Genomic DNA, 18,625 nt, shown 5'->3' with positions numbered 1-18,625 from the left:
ACTCAGGTTAAGGGAGACCTCCATGTTCGAATCCGCGGAAGTTGGCCACAGCATCGACAAGGACACCTACGAGAAGGCCGTCATCGAGTTGCGCGAAGCGCTGCTCGAGGCGCAGTTCGAGCTCAAGCAGCAGGCGCGCTTCCCGGTGATCATCCTGATCAACGGCATCGAGGGCGCCGGCAAGGGGGAGACGGTCAAGCTCCTCAACGAGTGGATGGACCCGCGCCTGATCGAAGTGCAGAGCTTCCTCCGTCCCTCCGACGAGGAACTGGAGCGGCCGCCGCAGTGGCGCTTCTGGCGGCGCCTGCCGCCCAAGGGGCGGACCGGTATCTTCTTCGGCAACTGGTACAGCCAGATGCTCTACGCGCGGGTCGAGGGGCATATCAAGGAGGCCAAGCTGGATCAGGCCATCGATGCCGCCGAACGCTTCGAGCGCATGCTCTGCGACGAAGGCGCGCTGCTCTTCAAGTTCTGGTTCCACCTCTCCAAGAAACAGCTCAAGGAACGCCTCAAGGCGCTGGAAAAGGACCCGCAGCACAGCTGGAAGCTCAGTCCGCTGGACTGGAAGCAGAGCGAGGTCTACGACCGCTTCGTGCATTACGGCGAGCGCGTGCTGCGCCGTACCAGCCGGGACTACGCGCCCTGGTACGTGGTGGAAGGCGCGGACGAGCGCTACCGCGCCCTGACCGTCGGCCGCATCCTTCTCGAAGGGTTGCAGGCCGCGCTGGCCACCAAGGAGCGCGCCAAGCGCCAGCCGCACGCCGCACCGCTGGTGTCGAGCCTGGACAACCGTGGCCTGCTGGACTCCCTGGACCTGGGCCAGTACCTGGACAAGGACGCCTACAAGGAGCAGCTCGCCGCCGAGCAGGCGCGCCTGGCCGGGCTGATCCGCGACAAGCGCTTCCGCCAGCATTCGCTGGTCGCGGTGTTCGAGGGCAACGACGCGGCCGGCAAGGGCGGCGCCATCCGCCGTGTCACCGACGCGCTGGACCCGCGCCAGTACCATATCGTGCCGATCGCCGCGCCGACCGAAGAGGAGCGCGCGCAGCCCTATCTCTGGCGCTTCTGGCGGCACATCCCGGCGCGCCGCCAGTTCACCATCTTCGACCGTTCCTGGTACGGCCGCGTGCTGGTAGAACGCATTGAGGGCTTCTGCGCACCGGCCGACTGGCTGCGCGCCTATGGCGAGATCAACGACTTCGAGGAGCAGCTCAGCGAGTACGGGATCATCGTGGTGAAGTTCTGGCTGGCGATCGACAAGCAGACCCAGATGGAGCGCTTCAAGGAGCGCGAGAAAACCCCCTACAAGCGCTACAAGATCACCGAGGAAGACTGGCGCAACCGCGACAAGTGGGACCAGTACGTGGACGCGGTGGGCGACATGGTCGACCGTACCAGCACCGAGATCGCGCCCTGGACCCTGGTCGAAGCCAACGACAAGCGCTTCGCCCGGGTCAAGGTGCTGCGCACCATCAACGACGCCATCGAAGCGGCGTACAAGAGGGACAAGTGAGGCCCGCCGGAATGCGGCGCCGTCCTCTCCAGGGGATGGCGACGCATACGCCGGATGAATGATCGGTGCCTCGCGCGATTGCCTCGCCTTATCCTCGCTCGATCCGGCCGCTGCCCCGGCGGCCGACCGACAATAACAGCGAGGGTACCCCCATGCGTGAAGTGGTGATCGTCGACAGCGTCCGGACCGGCCTGGCCAAGTCCTTCCGCGGCAAGTTCAACCTGACCCGGCCGGACGACATGGCCGCCCACTGCGTCGACGCGCTGCTGGCGCGCAACGACCTCGACCCGCTGCTGGTGGATGACTGCATCGTTGGCGCCGGCTCCAACGAAGGCGCCCAGGGCCACAACATCGGGCGCAACGTGGCGGTGCTCTCCGGCCTCGGCATCCAGGTGCCGGGGATGACCCTCAACCGCTACTGTTCCTCCGGCCTGCAGGCGATCGCCATCGCCGCCAACCAGATCGCTTCCGGTTGCAGCGAGGTGATCGTCGCCGGCGGCGTCGAGTCGATCACCCTGACCCTGAAGAGCGTCAACACCGACCACCTGGTGAACCCGCTGCTGCAAAGGGAGGTGCCGGGCATCTACTACCCCATGGGGCAGACCGCCGAGATCGTCGCCCGTCGCTACGGCATCACCCGCGAGGCCCAGGACGCCTACGCCCTGCAGAGCCAGCAGCGGATGGCGCGAGCCCAGGCGGACGGGCTGTTCGCCGACGAGATCGTGCCGATGACCACCCGCTACGCGGTGGAGGACAAGGCCAGCGGCGAGAAGCAGGTGCTCGACGGAGTGGTCGACCGCGACGACTGCAACCGCCCGGACACCACCCTCGAAGGCCTGGCCTCGCTGAAGCCGGCGTTCGCCGAGGACGGTTCGGTCACCGCCGGTAACGCCTCGCAACTCTCCGACGGCGCCTCGATGACCCTGCTGATGAGCCTGGAGAAAGCGCTGGCGCTGGGCCTGGAGCCGAAGGCCTTCTTCCGTGGCTTCACCGTGGCCGGCTGCGAGCCGGACGAAATGGGCATCGGTCCGGTGTTCTCGGTGCCGAAGCTGCTCAAGGCGAAGGGGCTGAAGATCGCCGACGTCGATCTCTGGGAACTCAACGAAGCCTTCGCCTCGCAGTGCCTGTACTGCCGCGACCGGCTGGAGATCGACAACGAGAAGTACAACGTCAATGGCGGCTCCATCGCCATCGGCCACCCGTTCGGCATGACCGGCTCGCGCCAGGTCGGTCATCTGGTCCGCGAACTGCGCCGGCGCAACCTGCGCTACGGCGTGGTGACCATGTGCGTCGGCGGCGGCATGGGCGCCAGCGGGCTGTTCGAAGCCGTACGCTGAGCCCGTGCGCGACGGCGGGCCCCGCAGGTCGGGGCTCGCCTCATGGGTTTTATTTACATGACGCTCCGTGCCATCCCCGGCGACTCGCGCTAGGCTAGGCGCCTTTTTCCTTGCATAGGGATGTAGCGATGTCCACCGAGCCCAACTCGCCGTTCGTCGACGACCCGCTGAGCGCCGTCGATGCACGGATTCTCGGCAGCCTCGTCGAGAAGCAGGCGACCACCCCGGAAACCTATCCGCTGACCCTCAATGCCCTGGTCCTCGCCTGCAACCAGAAGACCAGCCGCGATCCGGTGATGAACCTCACGCCCGGCCAGGTCGGCCAGAGCCTGCGCCAGCTCGAGGGGCGCGGCCTGGTCAGGCTGGTGATGGGCAGCCGCGCCGACCGCTGGGAGCACACCCTGGGCAAGGGCCTGGAATTGGTGGCGCCACAGGTGGCGCTGCTCGGCCTGCTGTTCCTGCGTGGTCCGCAGACCCTCAACGAACTGCTCACCCGCAGCAACCGCCTGCACGATTTCGACGACGTCGAGCAGATCCGCCACCACCTGGAACGCCTCGCCGGCCGTGGCCTGGCCGTGCACCTGGAGCGTCGCGCCGGGCAGCGCGAGGAGCGCTACATGCACCTGCTCGGCAGCCAGGCCGACCTCGAGGCCGCCGTGGAGGCGATGGGCAGCGACCCGGAACGCGCCGCGCCGGCCGCTCTGTCGGCCGATGCGGAAGCGCGGATCGCCGAGCTGGAGACGCGCCTGGCGGCGCTGGAGGAGCGCCTGGCCAGGCTCGAAGGAGGGGCGTGATATCGCGGGAGGGCGCAATCGGTGACATGCAGGTTCCGGCGGATAACCGCGAGCGGTTGTTCGCCCTACGGCCCGCAGTGACTTTGTGGGCGGCGCTGCCTGTCGGGTAGGGCGAATAACGCCAGCGGCGTTATCCGCCGATGCGCCGCCCCGCAAGGCGAACGCCAACCCAAAAAAGCCCGGCTATTGCCGGGCTTTTTCATGCGCGCGCGTCGGTGGCCGATCAGGCCTCCGGCTGTACCGGCACGTGGATCAGTTGCAGGCGCTCGCTGCTCCAGGCACGGGTGCTGTTGGTCAGCTCGATGTCGTTGTTCAGCTTGCGCCCGTAAGACGGCACGATTTCCTTCAGGCGTGCCTGCCACTCGGGGGTAGCGACCTTGTCCTTGAAGGCCTTCTCCAGCACCGACAGCATGATCGGCGCGGCGGTCGAGGCGCCCGGCGAGGCGCCGAGCAGGGCGGCGACGGAGCCGTCCGCTGCGGTCACCACTTCGGTGCCGAATTGCAGTACGCCGCCTTTCTCGGCGTCCTTCTTGATGATCTGCACGCGCTGGCCGGCCTGCACCAGCTTCCAGTCCTCGTCGCGGGCTTCCGGGAAGTACTCGCGCAGCGAGGCCATGCGGTCGTCCTGGCTGAGCATCAACTGGCCGATCAGGTACTGGCTGAGATCGAAGTTGTCGATGCCGGCGTTGAACATCGGGCCGATGTTGCCGCTGGTCACCGAGCCCGGCAGGTCCCACAGCGAGCCGTTCTTCAGGAACTTGGTGGAGAAGGTGGCGAACGGACCGAACAGCAGAACCGGCTTGCCGTCGATCATGCGGGTGTCGAGGTGCGGCACCGACATCGGCGGCGAACCCACCGAAGCCTTGCCGTAGACCTTGGCCAGGTGGCGCTTGACCACGTCCGGGTTGGTGGTGGCGAGGAACGAACCGCCCACCGGGAAGCCGGCGTAGCCTTCGGCCTCGGGGATGCCGGACATCTGCAGCAGCTTCAGCGCGCCGCCGCCGGCGCCGATGAAGACGAACCTGGCCTTGACGCTGGTTTCCTTGTCGCCATTGGCCAGGTCGGCCATGGTCACGGTCCAGGTGTTGTCGTCGTTGCGCTTGAGGTCGCGGACCTCATGTTGCAGGCGCAGCTTGAAGGTGTCCTTGGCCGACAGCGAGCCCACCAGTTGGCGAGTGATCTCGCCGAAGTTGACGTCGGTGCCGATCGACATGCGCGTGGCGGCGATCTTCTGCCCCGGCTCGCGGCCTTCCATCACCAGCGGCACCCACTGCTTGATCTGCTCGGGGTCTTCCGAGTACTCCATGCCGCGGAACAGCGAGCTGTGCTGCAGGGCGGCGTGGCGCTTCTTGAGGAAGGCGACGTTGTCGTCGCCCCAGACGAAGCTCATGTGCGGGACGTTGTTGATGAACGACTTCGGATCGTTCAGCACCTTGCGGTCGACCTGGTAGGCCCAGAACTGCTTGGAGATCTCGAAGTTCTCGTTGATCGCCACCGCCTTGCTGATATCCATCGAGCCGTCCGCGGCCTCGCTGGTGTAGTTCAGTTCGCAGAACGCCGAGTGACCGGTGCCCGCGTTGTTCCAGCCGTTGGAGCTTTCTTCGGCGACCTTGTCCAGGCGCTCGACCATCTCGATGGTCCAGCCCGGTTCCAGTTCGTTCAGATAGGTACCCAGGGTGGCGCTCATGATGCCGCCACCGATCAGGAGCACGTCGACCGGTTTTTCCGATTCGACGCTGTTTTTGGAGCAACCCAGCACGCTGACGCACAAAAGCATCAATAAGATTTTTTTCATGGATTTACCGCTAGAAAACGTGGAGAAGCGTGGATACGCACGACATGGCAGGTATTCACCGGGTGAATGATACTGGAACTCACCCCCGATGTGAGTGCGTTCACATGCGGTGACATTTGCCTCGGCGTTCCGCCGAGAATACCTGCCTTCCCTTTCTTGAACGTTTCAGCCGCCGGGAAATAAATTCAGCGCCTGTATCGTTTCAGCGGGAACCCGGCGCGTGGATTTCCGCCGATTGGCGCATCCTGCGGATATACGCGTCGATTTCCCGCTCCGCGTCGAAACGGGTGAAATAGGGACCTTCCAGGGTCCCTTCGCGGGTGGAGAAGAAGTACTGCCCATTCACCGAACTTATGCGATCGCTGCGAAAGCGGGTGGCTGGGGTGGGATCGGTGGAACGTTTCCCCAACATGACGGCGACTCCTGGATAGCGGGCCAAGGTGTTTTCAGTGTAGGCGGGGCTTGGCCGGGCGGCAGGCCGGCGGACGAAAGGAGACGGATTTCCAGGCGAAGGGTTGGGTATTCTATTTTTGGTTATAAGAAAATCTGAATTTATTCTTTTTAACGTCAGCCGGCCTTGGGCATAGTGGGCTCCAACACGAACAAGGAGTGACCCCATGAGCCTCAGACTCGGCGACATCGCCCCCGATTTCGAACAGGACTCCAGCGAAGGGCGTATCCGCCTCCACGAGTGGCTGGGCGACAGCTGGGGCGTGCTGTTCTCCCACCCCGCCGACTTCACCCCGGTGTGCACCACCGAGCTGGGTTTCACCGCCAAGCTCAAGGACCAGTTCGCCCAGCGCGGGGTCAAGGTCCTGGCGCTGTCGGTGGATCCGGTGGAGTCGCACCTGAAGTGGATCGACGATATCAACGAGACCCAGGACACCCGGGTCAATTTCCCGATCATCGCCGACGCCGACCGCAAGGTTTCCGAACTCTACGACCTGATCCACCCGAACGCCAACGACACGCTGACCGTGCGTTCGCTGTTCATCATCGACCCGAACAAGAAGGTGCGCCTGATCATCACCTACCCGGCGAGCACCGGGCGCAATTTCAACGAGATCCTCCGGGTGATCGATTCGCTGCAACTGACCGACGAGCACAAGGTCGCCACGCCAGCCAACTGGGAGGACGGCGACGAGGTGGTAATCGTGCCTTCGCTGAAGGACGAGGAAGAGATCAAGCGGCGTTTCCCCAAAGGCTACCGCGCGGTGAAGCCCTACCTGCGCCTGACGCCCCAGCCCAACCGCTGAGGCCGGATTCGTCCCGCCTGCATGGGCAGGCACGGCAGGCGGGACCTTTTATTCGACGGTGCGTGCCGTCATGCAACGCTGTTTAGCCACGAGCAGGGTTTTTGGCCGGTTTCGACCGGCCCTCTTTTTTATGTGCGCCAGCGCGTCGCCGCGACGCTTTTTATCCGCCATCCATTTCCGAAACCGGCTCTGACTTGCCCGCCAGACGGGGAGAAGGCTCGCTCATCCACCTCCTTCCAGGAGCAGACGCATGATCGCCGCTCTCCGTCGCTGCCGGGCCTGGCTGGCCCTGCTCGCCGTTCTTGCCGTGTTTCCCGCGGCAGAGGCCGCCGCCCCCGCTGAAATCCGTCTCGACTATGCCTACTACGCCCCCACCAGCCTGGCGCTCAGGAAGTTCGGCTGGCTGGAGAAAAGCCTGGACGGCAGCGGCACCCGGGTGCGCTGGGTGTTCAGCCAGGGCAGCAACCGTTCCCTGGAGTACCTCAACGCCGGCAGCGTCGATTTCGCCTCGACCGCCGGCCTCGCCGCGGTACTCGCGCGGGCCAACGGCAGCCCGGTACGTACCGTATACGTCGCCAGCCGCCCGGAGTGGACCGCGCTGCTGGTGCGCAAGGATTCGCCGATCCGCAGCCTCGCCGAGCTCAAGGGGCGCAAGGTGGCTGCCACCAAGGGCACCGATCCCTACCTGTTCCTGCTCCGCAGCCTGCACAGCGTAGGCCTGGACAAGAACGACCTGCGTATCGTCCACCTGCAGCATCCCGACGGCCGGGTAGCCCTGGAGAAGGGCCAGGTCGACGCCTGGGCCGGACTCGATCCGCACATGGCGGCCAGCGAGTTGCAGGCCGGCTCGCGGCTGCTCTACCGCAACCTCGGCTTCAACAGCTACGGCGTGCTCAATGTCCGCGAGGATTTCGCCGAACGCCATCCGCAACTGATCCGCCAGGTGCTGGCGGCCTACGAGCAGGCGCGCCACTGGGTGATCGGGCATCCCGACGAGGCCGCGCAACTGCTTGCCGAGGAAGCCGGCCTGCCGCTGGAAGTGGCTCGCCTGCAACTGTCGCGCACCGATTTCAGCCAGCCGCTGCCGGGCGCCGAACAGGTCGCCGCGCTCAAGGCCGCGGCGCCGATCCTGGCGGACGAGCGCCTGGTGCGGCCGGGCGTGGACGTGCAGAAGGTGGTCGACGAACTGATCGCGCCGCAGTGGGCCGCCGAGGTCATCGGCGGTGTCCCGTTGGCGCGCACGGAGCCCTGAGCCATGGTCAGCCAGAGCCTGCGACTGGCCCGGCGAGTCTCGCGCCGGGCGTGGCGACTGCGCGTGCCGGGCGCCTGGCGGGCCTGGGCCTTGCCGCTGCTGGCACTATCGTCGTGGGAGGCGCTGGTGCGCCTGGGCTGGCTGCCGGCCTACCAGATGCCGGCGCCGAGCGGCATCCTGCTGACCCTGGTGGAACTGGCTCGCGGCGAGCTGTGGGGGCATGTCGGCGCGAGCCTGGCGCGGGTCGCCGCCGGCTTCGCGATCGGCAGCGGCCTGGCCCTGGTGGTCGGTACCTGGGTCGGTCTCAGTCGTCGCGCCGAAGCCTACCTGGAGCCGAGCTTCCAGGCCCTGCGGGCGATCCCCAGCCTGGCCTGGGTGCCCCTGCTGCTGCTCTGGTTCGGCATCGACGAGACGCCGAAGATCGTCCTCATCGCCCTCGGCGCCTTCTTCCCGGTCTACCTCGCGCTGGTCGCCGGGGTACGCGGGGTCGATCGCAAGTGGGTGGAACTGGGGCGGCTCTACCGTTTGTCGCGCTTCGCCCTGGTCCGCCGCATCCTCCTTCCGGCGGCGCTGCCGAACCTGTTCACCGGCCTGCGCGGGGCGCTCAGCCTGAGCTGGATGTTCCTCGTCGCGGCGGAGCTGATCGCCGCCACCCAGGGCCTCGGCTACCTGCTCAGTGACGGTCGGGAAACCTCGCGTCCGGACCTGGTGATCGCCGCGATCCTGGTCCTGGCGGCCCTCGGCAAGCTCAGCGATGGCCTGCTCCGCTCGCTGGAGCGCCGGGCCCTGCGCTGGCGCGACAGCTTCGACGGGGAGGGCGGCGCATGAGCGGCCTGCTCGACCTGCTGGAGATTCGCAAGGCCTATGGCGATACGCGGGTGCTGGAGGGCGTGGCGCTGTCGCTGGCGCCCGGCGAGGTGGTCAGCCTGCTCGGCCCCAGTGGTTGCGGCAAGAGCACCCTGCTGCGGATCGCCGCCGGACTGGACGATGACTTCCAGGGCACTGTCGAACGCAACCCGATCCTCGGCTTCGGCCCGGACGGCGAGAACGGCCGCAGCGGCGGAATCGGCGTGGTGTTCCAGGAGCCGCGCCTGTTGCCCTGGCTGACGGTGGCGCAGAACGTCGGTTTCGCCGACGGCTGGCTGGAGGACGAGCACTGGGTCGAGCGCCTGCTCGCCGATGTCGGACTGGCCGGCTGCGGAGGATTGCTGCCCAAGCAACTGTCCGGCGGCATGGCGCAGCGCGCGGCGATCGCCCGCGGTCTCTACGGACGGCCGCAGGTGCTGTTGCTCGACGAGCCGTTCAGCGCGGTCGACGCCTTCACCCGCATGCGCCTCCAGGACCTGCTGCAGGACGTGGTGCAGAACTACGAGATCAGCGTCCTGCTGGTCACCCACGATCTCGACGAGGCGTTCTATCTCGCCGACCGCGTGCTGCTGATGGGCGGCCGTCCCGGACACATCCGCCGCGAGTTCCACGTACCGCTGGCGCGTCCCCGCGATCGCCGGGCGGTGGAGCTGGCCTACTTGCGCGGCGAGGCCCTGACCGAAATGCAGCGGGCGCACGTGCTCTGAGGCAAGACCCCGAACCGGGTTCTTATATGTTTTATGGAATAAATAAATGAATAAAAAACATTTATTGGAATATGAGGCCGCCTGTTAAGGTCTATGCAACTTGGTTAGCAAGCCAAACGAATATTCTGTTTTCCGGTTATAAGGAATCCCCCCATGCTCGTCGTTTCCATCGCCGGAAGTCCCAGCGTACGCTCCCGCTCCGGGGTGTTGCTGGAGCGTGCCAGGGACTGGCTGAGCCGTCGCGGCGTCGAGGTGGCCAGCCACCAGGTGCTGGATTTTCCCGCCGAGGACCTGCTGCGTGCCCGCCTCGACAGTCCGCCGGTACTGGCGCTGGCCGAGCAGATCGGCCGCGCCGACGGCCTGCTGGTCGCCACCCCGGTGTACAAGGCCTCGTTTTCCGGCGCGCTGAAGGTCCTGCTCGACCTGTTGCCCGAGCGCGCCCTGGAGCACAAGGTGGTGCTGCCGTTCGCTACCGGTGGCAGCAGCGCGCACATGCTGGCCGTGGACTATGCATTGAAGCCGGTCCTGGCCGCGCTCAAGGCCCAGGAGGTACTGCATGGCGTATTCGCCGTGGACAAGCAGATCGCCTACGCCACCGAGAGCGACCCGGCGCGCCTGGAACCGGTCCTCGAGCAGCGCCTGGAAAACGCCCTGGAAACCTTCCACCTGGCCCTCTCGCGACGGCCGCAGCCGATCGACCCGCAGTTGCTCAACGAGCGCCTGGTGAACGCCCGCTGGAGCATCTGATCCGTCCGCCGCCAGCGCACGCGCGCCGCGGCCCGATTGCACAACGCACACACGACGACCTCACTGTTCCGTCAACGGCGCGGCAGGTTCGGCACCCACAACGACAAAGGAGAGCGCCATGCGCACCATCGCTTTGCGTCGTGGACTGGCGGCCCTGCTGGTGGCGGCCCTGTCCTACGGCGTTCAGGCCGACGAGAAGTCGGCCAACACCCTGCGGATCGGCTACCAGAAATACGGCACCCTGGTCCTGCTCAAGGCCCGCGGCACCCTGGAGAAACGTCTCGCCGAAGACGGCGTGAAGGTGCAATGGACCGAGTTTCCCGGTGGCCCGCAACTGCTCGAGGGACTCAATGTCGGCAGCATCGACTTCGGCGTGACCGGCGAAACCCCGCCGGTATTCGCCCAGGCCGCCGGCGCCGACCTGCTCTACGTGGCCTACGAACCGCCGGCGCCGACCAGCGAGGCGATCCTCCTGCCGAAGGACTCGCCGATTCGGTCGGTGGCCGAGCTGAAGGGCAGGAAAGTCGCCCTGAACAAGGGCTCCAACGTGCATTACCTGTTGGTCCGCGCCCTCGAGCAGGCCGGCCTGAAGTACAGCGACATCCAACCCGTCTACCTGCCGCCGGCCGACGCCCGCGCCGCCTTCGAGCGTCACAGCGTCGACGCCTGGGTGATCTGGGACCCCTACCAGGCCGCCGCCGAGAAGCAGTTGTCCGCGCGGGTCCTGGTGGATGGTCGCGAGCTGGTCGACAACCACCAGTTCTACCTCGCCACCCGGACTTACGCGCAACGGCATCCGCAGGTGCTCGACAAGCTAGTGGACGAGATCCGCGAGGTCGGTGACTGGTCGCGGGCCAACCCGCAGCAGGTGACCGAGCAGGTCGCGCCGCTGCTCGGGCTGCCCGCCGACATCACCCTTACCGCGGTGAAGCGCCAGGGCTACGGCGCGCAGTTGATCACCCCGGCGGTGGTCGAGGCGCAGCAGAAGATCGCCGACACCTTCACCCAGCTGAAGCTGATTCCCAAACCGCTGAGCATCAAGGACGTGATCTGGACGCCACCGGCCGGCAAGGTCGCCAGCGCACCCTGAGCCCGTACCGCCCACATACCGACACGATCATCGCGCGGCTACGCCACGCCGGCGCGCTCACCCTGGAGTCAATTGCGATGAGCCTCGAGATTTTCTGGTTCCTTCCCACCCACGGCGACGGCCACTACCTGGGCACCACCCAGGGCGCCCGTGCCGTCGACCACGGCTACCTGCAGCAGATCGCCCAGGCCGCCGACCGCCTGGGCTTCGGCGGCGTACTGATCCCCACCGGACGTTCCTGCGAGGACTCCTGGCTGGTCGCCGCCTCGCTGATCCCGGTAACCCAGCGCCTGAAGTTCCTCGTCGCGCTGCGTCCCGGGATCATTTCGCCGACCGTCGCCGCGCGCCAGGCGGCGACCCTGGACCGGCTGTCCAACGGCCGCGCGCTGTTCAACCTGGTCACCGGCGGCGATCCCGACGAACTGGCTGGCGACGGCCTGCACCTGAGCCACGCCGAACGCTACGAGGCCTCGGTAGAATTCACCCGCATCTGGCGTCGCGTGCTGGAGGGCGAGACCGTCGACTACGCCGGCAAGCACATCCAGGTGAAGGGCGCCAAACTGCTCTATCCGCCGTTGCAGCAGCCGCGTCCGCCGCTGTACTTCGGCGGCTCCTCGGAGGCCGCCCAGGACCTCGCCGCCGAGCAGGTCGAGCTGTACCTGACCTGGGGCGAGCCGCCGGCGGCGGTTGCCGAGAAGATCGCCCAGGTACGCGAGAAGGCCGCCCGCCAGGGCCGCCAGGTGCGCTTCGGGATCCGCCTGCACGTGATCGTCCGCGAGACCAGCGAGGAAGCCTGGCAGGCCGCCGATCGCCTGATCGCGCACCTCGACGACGACACCATCGCCCGCGCCCAGGCCTCCCTGGCGCGCTTCGACTCGGTCGGCCAGCAACGCATGGCCGCGCTGCACGGCGGTTCGCGCGACAACCTGGAAGTCAGCCCCAATCTCTGGGCCGGCGTCGGCCTGGTGCGCGGCGGCGCCGGCACCGCGCTGGTCGGCGACGGGCCGACGGTGGCGGCGCGGGTCAGGGAGTACGCCGAGCTGGGCATCGATACCTTCATCTTCTCCGGCTATCCGCACCTGGAAGAGTCCTACCGGGTCGCCGAACTGCTGTTCCCGCACCTCGACGTGCAGCGCCCGGCGCAGCCCGAGGGACGCGGCTATGTCAGCCCGTTCGGCGAGATGGTGGCCAACGACATCCTGCCCCGGCAGGCCGCGCAGAGTTGAGAGCGGTCGGAGCGAACGACATGAGCATTTCCAAACGACTGGCCGAGCGCCTGGCGCCCTGGGCGCTGCCGCTGGTCCTGCTGGCGGTGTGGCAGGCGGCGGTTGAGTTCGGCTGGCTGTCCAGCCGCATCCTCCCCGCGCCCAGCGCCGTACTCGAGGCCGGCTGGGCGCTGCTGCGCAGCGGCGAGATCTGGCAGCACCTGGCGATCAGCGGCTGGCGCGCGGCGATCGGCTTTCTCATCGGCGGCGCCATCGGCCTGGTGCTGGGCTTCGTCACCGGCCTGTCGAAGTGGGGCGAACGCTTCCTCGACAGTTCGGTGCAGATGATCCGCAACGTGCCGCACCTGGCGCTGATCCCGCTGGTGATCCTGTGGTTCGGCATCGACGAGTCGGCGAAGATCTTCCTGGTCGCCCTCGGCACGCTGTTCCCGATCTACCTGAACACCTACCATGGCATCCGCGGCATCGACCCCGGCCTGCTGGAGATGGCGCGCAGCTACGGGTTGTCCGGCTTCGCCCTGTTCCGCCAGGTGATCCTGCCCGGCGCGCTGCCGTCGATCCTGGTCGGGGTGCGCTTCGCCCTCGGCTTCATGTGGTTGACCCTGATCGTCGCCGAGACCATTTCCGCCAGCTCCGGCATCGGTTACCTGGCGATGAACGCCCGCGAGTTCCTGCAGACCGACGTGGTGGTCCTGGCGATCCTGCTCTATGCCGTCCTCGGCAAGCTCGCCGACCTCGCCGCCCGCGGCCTGGAACGCGTCTGGCTACGCTGGCACCCGGCCTACCAGGTCAAGGGAGGTGGCGCATGAATGCCCACAACGCCGCCCTTGGCGGCACTCCGCAGCGCCTCAAGCGCGGTATCCCGCTGGCCCTGCGCGGAGTGGCGCGGCGCTTCGGCGAGCGCGAGGTGCTCAAGGACATCGACCTGCTGGTTCCGGCAGGGCAGTTCGTCGCTATCGTTGGCCGCAGCGGCTGCGGCAAGAGCACCTTGCTGCGCCTGCTGGCCGGCCTCGACCAGCCCAGCCGCGGCGAGTTGCTGGCCGGCTCGGCGGCGCTGGCCGAGGCCCGCGAGGACACCCGGCTGATGTTCCAGGACTCGCGCCTGCTGCCGTGGAAGCGGGTGATCGACAACGTCGGCCTCGGCCTGCGCGGCGACTGGCGGGCGAAGGCCCTGCAGGCGCTGCGGGCGGTCGGCCTGGCCGAGCGTGCCAACGAGTGGCCGGCGGCCCTGTCCGGCGGGCAGAAGCAACGCGTCGCGCTGGCTCGCGCGCTGATCCACGAGCCGCGCCTGCTGTTGCTCGACGAGCCGCTCGGCGCGCTCGATGCGCTGACCCGGATCGAGATGCAGCAACTGATCGAAGGACTCTGGCGCGAACACGGTTTCACCGTCCTGCTGGTCACCCACGACGTCAGCGAGGCGGTGGCGGTGGCCGACCGGGTGATCCTCATCGAGGACGGCGAGATCGGCCTCGACCTGCCGGTGGAACTGCCCCGGCCGCGCTCGCGTGGCTCGGCGCGACTGGCCGCGCTGGAAGCCGAAGTGCTCAACCGGGTGCTGGCGCAGCCGGAGCTGCCGCCGCAACCCGAACCCGTTTCACCCCTGCCCACGCAACTGCGCTGGGCGCTCTAACCAACCATGCCTCGTTCCGAATCCCCCCAGGAGAAACGCCATGACCATCAAAGCCATCAACGTTCGTAACCAGTTCAAGGGCACCGTGAAGGAAATCATCGAAGGGCCGGTGCTCTCCGAGATCGACGTGCAGACCGCCGCCGGGATCGTCACTTCGGTGATCACCACGCGTTCGGTGAAGGAACTGGAGCTGGCCATCGGTAGCGAAGTGATCGCCTTCGTCAAGTCCACCGAGGTATCCATCGCCAAGCTGTGACGCTGGCTGCGCCGCGCTTGCGGTGGCGAGAAGGGCGGGGACCCCGATGGGGCCCCGCCTTTTTTCGTCGCGTATCGGCAAGGCCGGCCGGTGGCGACGGCTGGCGTGGGTCGCTATGGAGCGGTCGGTAGGGCGAATAACCGCTCGCGGTTATCCGCTGTGGGGGCGACCGGGACTTCTCAGCCCCGGCGCGACAGGGGCTGGCGCTCGAAATGCACGCCGGCCAGGCCGGTCTGTTGCAGGGCGCGGATGTTGGCGTGGTCGTCGCCTTCCGGGTTGTCGCGCACCGCACGGTAGTGCTCGCCGAAGGCCAGCAGGGTTTCCTCGAGGCTGAGGCCCTCGAGGATGGCGAAGCCCAGGGTCTTGCAGGAACCTTCGTTCTGCCCGGCCGGGTTGCTCACGCTGCCGTTGTCGAAGGCGCTCGGCGTGTAGCTGTAGTGCTCGGCGATGAACGCCAGGGTGTCGGTGAACAGGTGGTGTTCGCTGCGCAGACGCGCGCGGAAGTCGGTCAGGGTCATCGAAACAGGCTCATGGTGTCTGGGGCAGGGTTGGCAAGGGGCCCGGTGGCCTCAGGCGTTGCCCTGGCTCTTGGCGAAGGCGGCCTGTTGTTCCGGGCTCGCTTCTTTCTGGTACTTGGCTTTCCACTCGGCATAGGGCATGCCGTAGATCTCTTCGCGGGCCTGGTCATTGCTGACTTCCACCCCGAGGTCGTCGGCGGCGGCCTTGTACCACTTGGACAGGCAGTTGCGGCAGAAACCGGCGAGGTTCATCAGGTCGATGTTCTGCACGTCCTTGCGGGTCTGCAAATGATGGACCAGGGTGCGGAAGGCGGCGGCTTCGAGTTCCAGGCGTTGCTGTTCGGTGAGGTTGGCTGCGGTCATGGCGGTGTTTCTCGACGATGGCTCGGGGCAGGGTGAAGGCACAGGGCCAGGTCCGGCGATGATAAGAGTTGGCGCGGCCGGCGGGCAACGCTTGTGCGCGTCTTCGCGCGGTTCGCTCGTCGGCCGCCTCAGCGGTGGCCGGCGAGGGTGATCGAGACCGACTCGGCGAAGCGCAGCGCGTGCGGCTTGTCCACTTCCACCTCGGCGTAGCGCACCGCCGGGTTCTCCATCACCAGGTCGAGGATTTCCTGGGTCATCCGTTCGAGCAGGGCGAAGCGGTTCTCCTCGACGTGGCGGATGATCGCCTTGGTGATGGTGCGGTAGTTCAGCGCATGCTCGATGTCGTTGACCTCCACGGCGTCCGCGGCCGGGTAGAGGATGGTCAGGTTGATCAGCACGTCCTGCTTGTTGAGGATTTCCTCCTCCTTGATCCCGATGAAGGTGCGCAGGCGCAGGTCCTTGACGCGGATTCGCGCCATTCCCGGTTCCAGTCGCGGCATGTCACTTGCTCCTTCCGATCAATTGCAGAAATTCCTGGCGGGTGGTGTTCGAGTCGCGGAACGCGCCGAGCATCACCGAGGTGAACATCTGCGAGTTCTGCTTCTCCACCCCGCGCATCATCATGCACATGTGCTGGGCCTCGATCACTACCGCCACGCCGGCGGCGCTGGTCACCTGGCGGACCGCCTCGGCGATCTGCCGGGTGAGGTTCTCCTGGATCTGCAGGCGGCGGGCGAACATGTCGACGATCCGCGCCACCTTCGACAGGCCGAGCACCTTGCCGGTGGGAATGTACGCCACATGAGCCTTGCCGATGAAGGGCAGGAGGTGGTGTTCGCACAGGGAGTACAGCTCGATGTCGCGGACGATGACCATTTCATCGTTGTCCGAGGCGAACAGCGCGCCGTTGACGATTTCCTCCAGGGTCTGGCCATAGCCGTGGCAGAGGTACTGCATGGCCTTGGCCGCGCGCTTCGGGGTGTCGAGCAGGCCTTCGCGCTGCGGGTCTTCGCCGAGACCGACGAGGATCTCCCGGTAATGCTGGGAAAGTGCTGGGTTCATAAGGGGTCCTTGGCGCCTCACTTGACGTGGCGGCCGCCGTTCACGGTCAGGGTGGTCCCGGTGACGTAGGGGTTGTCCAACAGGTAGCGAAGGCTCTGGTAGATGACTTCCGGCCCCGGTTCGATGCCGAGGGCGGATTTCGCCAGGGTGCGGGCGCGGTATTCGGCGTCGTCCCCGTCGTTGAACATCACCAGCGCCGGTGAAATGGCGTTGACCTTGATCCTCGGCGCGAAGCGCGCGGCGAACGACAGGGTCAGGTTGTCCAGCCCGGCCTTGCTCGCGCAGTAGGCGATACGCCGGGCGCTGCCCTTGCGCGCCACGTCGTCGGTGAGGTGAACGATGTCGGCAGGCTGCGAGCGTTCCAGCAGCTCGGCGCAGTGCAGGTTGATCAGGTAGGGCGCGAGCATGTGCACGCTGAACAGTTGCTGGAACGCCTCGGCTTCGTGGCCGGGCGTCTCGGCGACCCAGTCCGAGGCGTTGTGGACGATCGCTCGCAGGCTGTCGGTATGCTGTCGGAGGGCCCCGATGAAGGCGAAGATGCCGGCCTCGCTGGCGAAGTCGGCGTGCAGGGTCAGCGCGCCGGCCTGGCGCAGTTCGTCCAGCGCCGGGCGTTCGCTGCGGTAGCTGACGATCACCGACTCGCCGTCGGCCAGCAGGCGGCGGGCGCAATGCAGGCCGACACGCTGGCTGGCGCCGGTGATCAGGATCGGGGCTGTCGCCATGGGACTCTCACAGCAGGCGAAGGGAATCGGATGGATGCAGGGTACCCGACTGAGCCAGTCGGGCAAAGCCTTGCGCTACGGCCCACCCCGCCGGGGTGGGCGGCAAGCCGTCAGTGCGCTTCCGGCAGGCTGGCGGCGCGCTGCGGGCGGCGGTGCAGCCAGGGGGCGAGCAGGCGGCTGGAGAGAGGGATGAACCAGTAGGTCATCAACGGGGTGAGGACCAGGGTGCTGAGCAGCACCCGCGCGGCCAGCGACAGCTCGCCGAGGTAGGGGCCGGCGCCGAGGTTGAAGGCCAGCGAGACCGGGAAGAACGCCAGCCAGATCGCCACGCTCTGCTTCCAGCGCGGCGGTTTGCGGTTGTCGTCGAACCAGGCGGCGAGACCGTGGGCGCGGCGCTCGCGCGGTTCGTCGAAGAGCCCCTGGCCGCGTTCGAGCCAGGCCTGGCGCGAGGCGGAGTGGGCCCAGGCGGCGAGGGTGGCGTCGTCGGCGAAGCGAAAGATCATCTGGAATTCGTCTCCGCCGGCGGGCGGCGCCAGCGCCCCGGAGCCGAGGTAGCCGGGGAAGTCGGCGGCGAGGGCTTCGCCTTCGCGCTGCCAGGCGAGGAAGTCGCGGTAACGGCCGGCGGCGACGCGGCGGGCCACCAGCAGGGTAACGGGAGCGGTAGACATCGTGTATCTCCTGGAACGGTTGAGCGCGCTTCGTGGGCGCCCTCGGACAACGGCGCAGCGCCGGGGGTGGTGGGCTGCGTCGGAGGACAGGCAAGGATCGTTCCCGCCGTGGTGGCGAAGGTTCGCTGCCGTGTCTACGGCAGCGCGATGACATCCCGATGACAGGGTGCGCACCGAAATGGTGCTTTTGCAGCCTGTCTGCATTGATTCGGTGCGTCCCGCTCGGCGAACGCATGCGGCATAATGCCCGGCTTACCCCTGTTGGCTTACGGAGTGTTCATGAAAGTCGCCATTCTCTCCGGCTCGGTCTACGGCACCGCCGAAGAAGTCGCCCGGCACGCCCAGAAATTGCTGTCCGCGGCCGGCCTCGAGGCCTCCCATCTGCCCCGCGCCAGCCTCGACGAACTCAAGGCCTTCGCCCCCGAGGCATTCCTGGTGGTGACCTCGACCACCGGCATGGGCGAACTGCCGGACAACCTGCAACCGCTGTACTACGCGATCCGCGACCAACTGCCGGCCTGGCACGGCCTGCCGGGCGGGGTCATCGGCCTGGGCGATTCGAGCTACGGCGACACGTTCTGCGGTGGCGGCGAGCAGGTTCGCGAACTGTTCGGCGAACTGGGCGTGCGCGAAGTGCTGCCGATGCTGCGCCTGGATGCCAGCGAAACCGTTACCCCCGAGACCGACGCCGAGCCTTGGCTGGCCGAGTTCGCCGCCGCCCTCAAGGGCTGATCCCGGGCCTGCCCCGCCGAGGCGGCGGATAAGCGCGTAGCGGTTATTCGCCCTACACGGGGAGGGAGCAAGCGGTAGGGCGAATAACGC

General features: G+C 67.1%; 22 protein-coding genes. 14 read left to right on the top strand and 8 right to left on the bottom strand.

The annotated features are described in order from the left end of the window. The first annotated feature begins 22 nt into the window (after positions 1-22). The 3 genes from pap (at position 23) to JHD77_RS00845 (ending at position 3,644) form a co-directional block, all read left to right on the top strand. On the top strand, positions 23-1,513 hold the full coding sequence (pap, locus tag JHD77_RS00855) for a polyphosphate:AMP phosphotransferase (protein ID WP_004345272.1): 1,491 nt from the start codon (positions 23-25) through the stop codon (positions 1,511-1,513). Between the two features lie 152 nt (positions 1,514-1,665). After that, positions 1,666-2,850 (top strand): thiolase family protein, encoded by a 1,185-nt coding sequence (locus JHD77_RS00850; RefSeq protein WP_003102299.1) that lies wholly within the window; start codon positions 1,666-1,668, stop codon positions 2,848-2,850. A gap of 128 nt (positions 2,851-2,978) precedes the next feature. Continuing rightward, entirely contained in the window at positions 2,979-3,644 is a 666-nt protein-coding gene (locus JHD77_RS00845; RefSeq protein ID WP_003091932.1) for a YceH family protein, read from the top strand. A gap of 223 nt (positions 3,645-3,867) precedes the next feature. On the opposite strand, the gene JHD77_RS00840 is transcribed toward JHD77_RS00845, so the two are convergent. Continuing rightward, positions 3,868-5,439, bottom strand: coding sequence for a malate:quinone oxidoreductase (locus JHD77_RS00840; protein WP_003102300.1), 1,572 nt, complete (start codon positions 5,437-5,439; stop codon positions 3,868-3,870). Between the two features lie 202 nt (positions 5,440-5,641). After that, positions 5,642-5,851, bottom strand: a complete 210-nt coding sequence (locus tag JHD77_RS00835; RefSeq protein WP_003102301.1) for a DUF6316 family protein — start codon at positions 5,849-5,851, stop codon at positions 5,642-5,644. Between the two features lie 205 nt (positions 5,852-6,056). Here JHD77_RS00835 and JHD77_RS00830 point away from each other — a divergent pair, with 205 nt between their 5' ends. The 10 genes from JHD77_RS00830 (at position 6,057) to JHD77_RS00785 (ending at position 14,470) form a co-directional block, all read left to right on the top strand. After that, positions 6,057-6,695 carry a peroxiredoxin gene (locus JHD77_RS00830; RefSeq protein ID WP_003102302.1) on the top strand — a complete coding sequence of 213 codons (639 nt, stop codon included), beginning with the start codon at positions 6,057-6,059 and terminating at the stop codon, positions 6,693-6,695. Positions 6,696-6,945: 250 nt separating this feature from the next. Further along, a complete protein-coding gene (locus JHD77_RS00825; RefSeq protein WP_003117540.1) occupies positions 6,946-7,947 on the top strand; it encodes an aliphatic sulfonate ABC transporter substrate-binding protein in 1,002 nt (333 codons plus the stop codon). 3 nt (positions 7,948-7,950) lie between these two features. Then, positions 7,951-8,775, top strand: a complete 825-nt coding sequence (locus tag JHD77_RS00820) for an ABC transporter permease (protein WP_003102304.1) — start codon at positions 7,951-7,953, stop codon at positions 8,773-8,775. Next, the gene (locus tag JHD77_RS00815; RefSeq protein WP_003091922.1) at positions 8,772-9,521 is read left to right on the top strand and encodes an ABC transporter ATP-binding protein; all 750 of its coding nucleotides are present in this window, start codon (positions 8,772-8,774) and stop codon (positions 9,519-9,521) included. Before JHD77_RS00820 ends, JHD77_RS00815 begins: the two co-directional genes overlap by 4 nt. Positions 9,522-9,674: 153 nt before the next feature. Continuing rightward, positions 9,675-10,268 (top strand): NADPH-dependent FMN reductase, encoded by a 594-nt coding sequence (gene ssuE / locus JHD77_RS00810; protein ID WP_003091915.1) that lies wholly within the window; start codon positions 9,675-9,677, stop codon positions 10,266-10,268. Positions 10,269-10,386: 118 nt separating this feature from the next. Continuing rightward, positions 10,387-11,358: a sulfonate ABC transporter substrate-binding protein gene (locus tag JHD77_RS00805; protein ID WP_003091913.1), complete on the top strand. Its 972-nt coding sequence runs from the start codon at positions 10,387-10,389 to the stop codon at positions 11,356-11,358. A gap of 77 nt (positions 11,359-11,435) precedes the next feature. After that, entirely contained in the window at positions 11,436-12,584 is a 1,149-nt protein-coding gene (gene ssuD, locus JHD77_RS00800; RefSeq protein WP_003091910.1) for an FMNH2-dependent alkanesulfonate monooxygenase, read from the top strand. A gap of 20 nt (positions 12,585-12,604) precedes the next feature. Further along, a complete protein-coding gene (gene ssuC / locus JHD77_RS00795; protein WP_003102309.1) occupies positions 12,605-13,393 on the top strand; it encodes an aliphatic sulfonate ABC transporter permease SsuC in 789 nt (262 codons plus the stop codon). Then, on the top strand, positions 13,390-14,214 hold the full coding sequence (gene ssuB, locus JHD77_RS00790) for an aliphatic sulfonates ABC transporter ATP-binding protein (protein ID WP_003102311.1): 825 nt from the start codon (positions 13,390-13,392) through the stop codon (positions 14,212-14,214). Before ssuC ends, ssuB begins: the two co-directional genes overlap by 4 nt. A 40-nt stretch (positions 14,215-14,254) precedes the next feature. Next, positions 14,255-14,470 (top strand): TOBE domain-containing protein, encoded by a 216-nt coding sequence (locus JHD77_RS00785; RefSeq protein ID WP_003091900.1) that lies wholly within the window; start codon positions 14,255-14,257, stop codon positions 14,468-14,470. A gap of 179 nt (positions 14,471-14,649) precedes the next feature. Here the strand turns inward: JHD77_RS00785 and JHD77_RS00780 are convergent, their stop codons facing one another. The 6 genes from JHD77_RS00780 to JHD77_RS00755 form a co-directional block, all read right to left on the bottom strand. Continuing rightward, complete coding sequence (locus JHD77_RS00780; RefSeq protein ID WP_003091899.1) at positions 14,650-14,988, bottom strand: HopJ type III effector protein; 339 nt, start codon at positions 14,986-14,988, stop codon at positions 14,650-14,652. A gap of 51 nt (positions 14,989-15,039) precedes the next feature. Then, positions 15,040-15,351, bottom strand: coding sequence for a DUF1244 domain-containing protein (locus JHD77_RS00775; protein WP_003091898.1), 312 nt, complete (start codon positions 15,349-15,351; stop codon positions 15,040-15,042). A 128-nt stretch (positions 15,352-15,479) separates the two neighbouring features. Further along, entirely contained in the window at positions 15,480-15,851 is a 372-nt protein-coding gene (gene folX / locus JHD77_RS00770) for a dihydroneopterin triphosphate 2'-epimerase (RefSeq protein WP_003091897.1), read from the bottom strand. 1 nt (position 15,852) lies between these two features. Beyond that, a complete protein-coding gene (gene folE, locus JHD77_RS00765) occupies positions 15,853-16,413 on the bottom strand; it encodes a GTP cyclohydrolase I FolE (RefSeq protein WP_003091896.1) in 561 nt (186 codons plus the stop codon). 17 nt (positions 16,414-16,430) lie between these two features. Next, entirely contained in the window at positions 16,431-17,135 is a 705-nt protein-coding gene (gene folM, locus JHD77_RS00760) for a dihydromonapterin reductase (RefSeq protein ID WP_003091895.1), read from the bottom strand. A 110-nt stretch (positions 17,136-17,245) separates the two neighbouring features. Beyond that, positions 17,246-17,803 (bottom strand): antibiotic biosynthesis monooxygenase, encoded by a 558-nt coding sequence (locus JHD77_RS00755; RefSeq protein ID WP_003102317.1) that lies wholly within the window; start codon positions 17,801-17,803, stop codon positions 17,246-17,248. 279 nt (positions 17,804-18,082) lie between these two features. Here JHD77_RS00755 and JHD77_RS00750 point away from each other — a divergent pair, with 279 nt between their 5' ends. Next, entirely contained in the window at positions 18,083-18,535 is a 453-nt protein-coding gene (locus tag JHD77_RS00750; RefSeq protein WP_003102319.1) for a flavodoxin, read from the top strand. Positions 18,536-18,625 lie beyond the last annotated feature (90 nt).

Source organism: Pseudomonas sp. P20 (genome assembly GCF_016463925.1).
Classification (GTDB): Bacteria; Pseudomonadota; Gammaproteobacteria; order Pseudomonadales; family Pseudomonadaceae; genus Pseudomonas; species Pseudomonas aeruginosa.
The sequence above is the reverse complement of the archived record's forward strand: the minus strand, read 5'-3'. Positions and strand labels throughout refer to the sequence as shown.

Excerpts from the sequence above, each read along its gene's own strand:
- JHD77_RS00785 (WP_003091900.1), top strand. The coding sequence starts at position 14,255 with ATGACCATCAAAGCCATCAACGTTCGTAACCAGTTCAAGGGCACCGTG.
- ssuE (WP_003091915.1), top strand. The coding sequence starts at position 9,675 with ATGCTCGTCGTTTCCATCGCCGGAAGTCCCAGCGTACGCTCCCGCTCC.
- JHD77_RS00845 (WP_003091932.1), top strand. The coding sequence starts at position 2,979 with ATGTCCACCGAGCCCAACTCGCCGTTCGTCGACGACCCGCTGAGCGCC.
- folX (WP_003091897.1), bottom strand. The coding sequence starts at position 15,851 with ATGCCGCGACTGGAACCGGGAATGGCGCGAATCCGCGTCAAGGACCTG.
- JHD77_RS00820 (WP_003102304.1), top strand. The coding sequence starts at position 7,951 with ATGGTCAGCCAGAGCCTGCGACTGGCCCGGCGAGTCTCGCGCCGGGCG.
- JHD77_RS00850 (WP_003102299.1), top strand. The coding sequence starts at position 1,666 with ATGCGTGAAGTGGTGATCGTCGACAGCGTCCGGACCGGCCTGGCCAAG.
- JHD77_RS00805 (WP_003091913.1), top strand. The coding sequence starts at position 10,387 with ATGCGCACCATCGCTTTGCGTCGTGGACTGGCGGCCCTGCTGGTGGCG.
- ssuB (WP_003102311.1), top strand. The coding sequence starts at position 13,390 with ATGAATGCCCACAACGCCGCCCTTGGCGGCACTCCGCAGCGCCTCAAG.
- JHD77_RS00755 (WP_003102317.1), bottom strand. The coding sequence starts at position 17,803 with ATGTCTACCGCTCCCGTTACCCTGCTGGTGGCCCGCCGCGTCGCCGCC.
- JHD77_RS00775 (WP_003091898.1), bottom strand. The coding sequence starts at position 15,351 with ATGACCGCAGCCAACCTCACCGAACAGCAACGCCTGGAACTCGAAGCC.
- JHD77_RS00750 (WP_003102319.1), top strand. The coding sequence starts at position 18,083 with ATGAAAGTCGCCATTCTCTCCGGCTCGGTCTACGGCACCGCCGAAGAA.
- JHD77_RS00780 (WP_003091899.1), bottom strand. The coding sequence starts at position 14,988 with ATGACCCTGACCGACTTCCGCGCGCGTCTGCGCAGCGAACACCACCTG.
- ssuD (WP_003091910.1), top strand. The coding sequence starts at position 11,436 with ATGAGCCTCGAGATTTTCTGGTTCCTTCCCACCCACGGCGACGGCCAC.
- folM (WP_003091895.1), bottom strand. The coding sequence starts at position 17,135 with ATGGCGACAGCCCCGATCCTGATCACCGGCGCCAGCCAGCGTGTCGGC.
- pap (WP_004345272.1), top strand. The coding sequence starts at position 23 with ATGTTCGAATCCGCGGAAGTTGGCCACAGCATCGACAAGGACACCTAC.
- JHD77_RS00835 (WP_003102301.1), bottom strand. The coding sequence starts at position 5,851 with ATGTTGGGGAAACGTTCCACCGATCCCACCCCAGCCACCCGCTTTCGC.
- ssuC (WP_003102309.1), top strand. The coding sequence starts at position 12,605 with ATGAGCATTTCCAAACGACTGGCCGAGCGCCTGGCGCCCTGGGCGCTG.
- JHD77_RS00825 (WP_003117540.1), top strand. The coding sequence starts at position 6,946 with ATGATCGCCGCTCTCCGTCGCTGCCGGGCCTGGCTGGCCCTGCTCGCC.
- folE (WP_003091896.1), bottom strand. The coding sequence starts at position 16,413 with ATGAACCCAGCACTTTCCCAGCATTACCGGGAGATCCTCGTCGGTCTC.
- JHD77_RS00830 (WP_003102302.1), top strand. The coding sequence starts at position 6,057 with ATGAGCCTCAGACTCGGCGACATCGCCCCCGATTTCGAACAGGACTCC.
- JHD77_RS00840 (WP_003102300.1), bottom strand. The coding sequence starts at position 5,439 with ATGAAAAAAATCTTATTGATGCTTTTGTGCGTCAGCGTGCTGGGTTGC.
- JHD77_RS00815 (WP_003091922.1), top strand. The coding sequence starts at position 8,772 with ATGAGCGGCCTGCTCGACCTGCTGGAGATTCGCAAGGCCTATGGCGAT.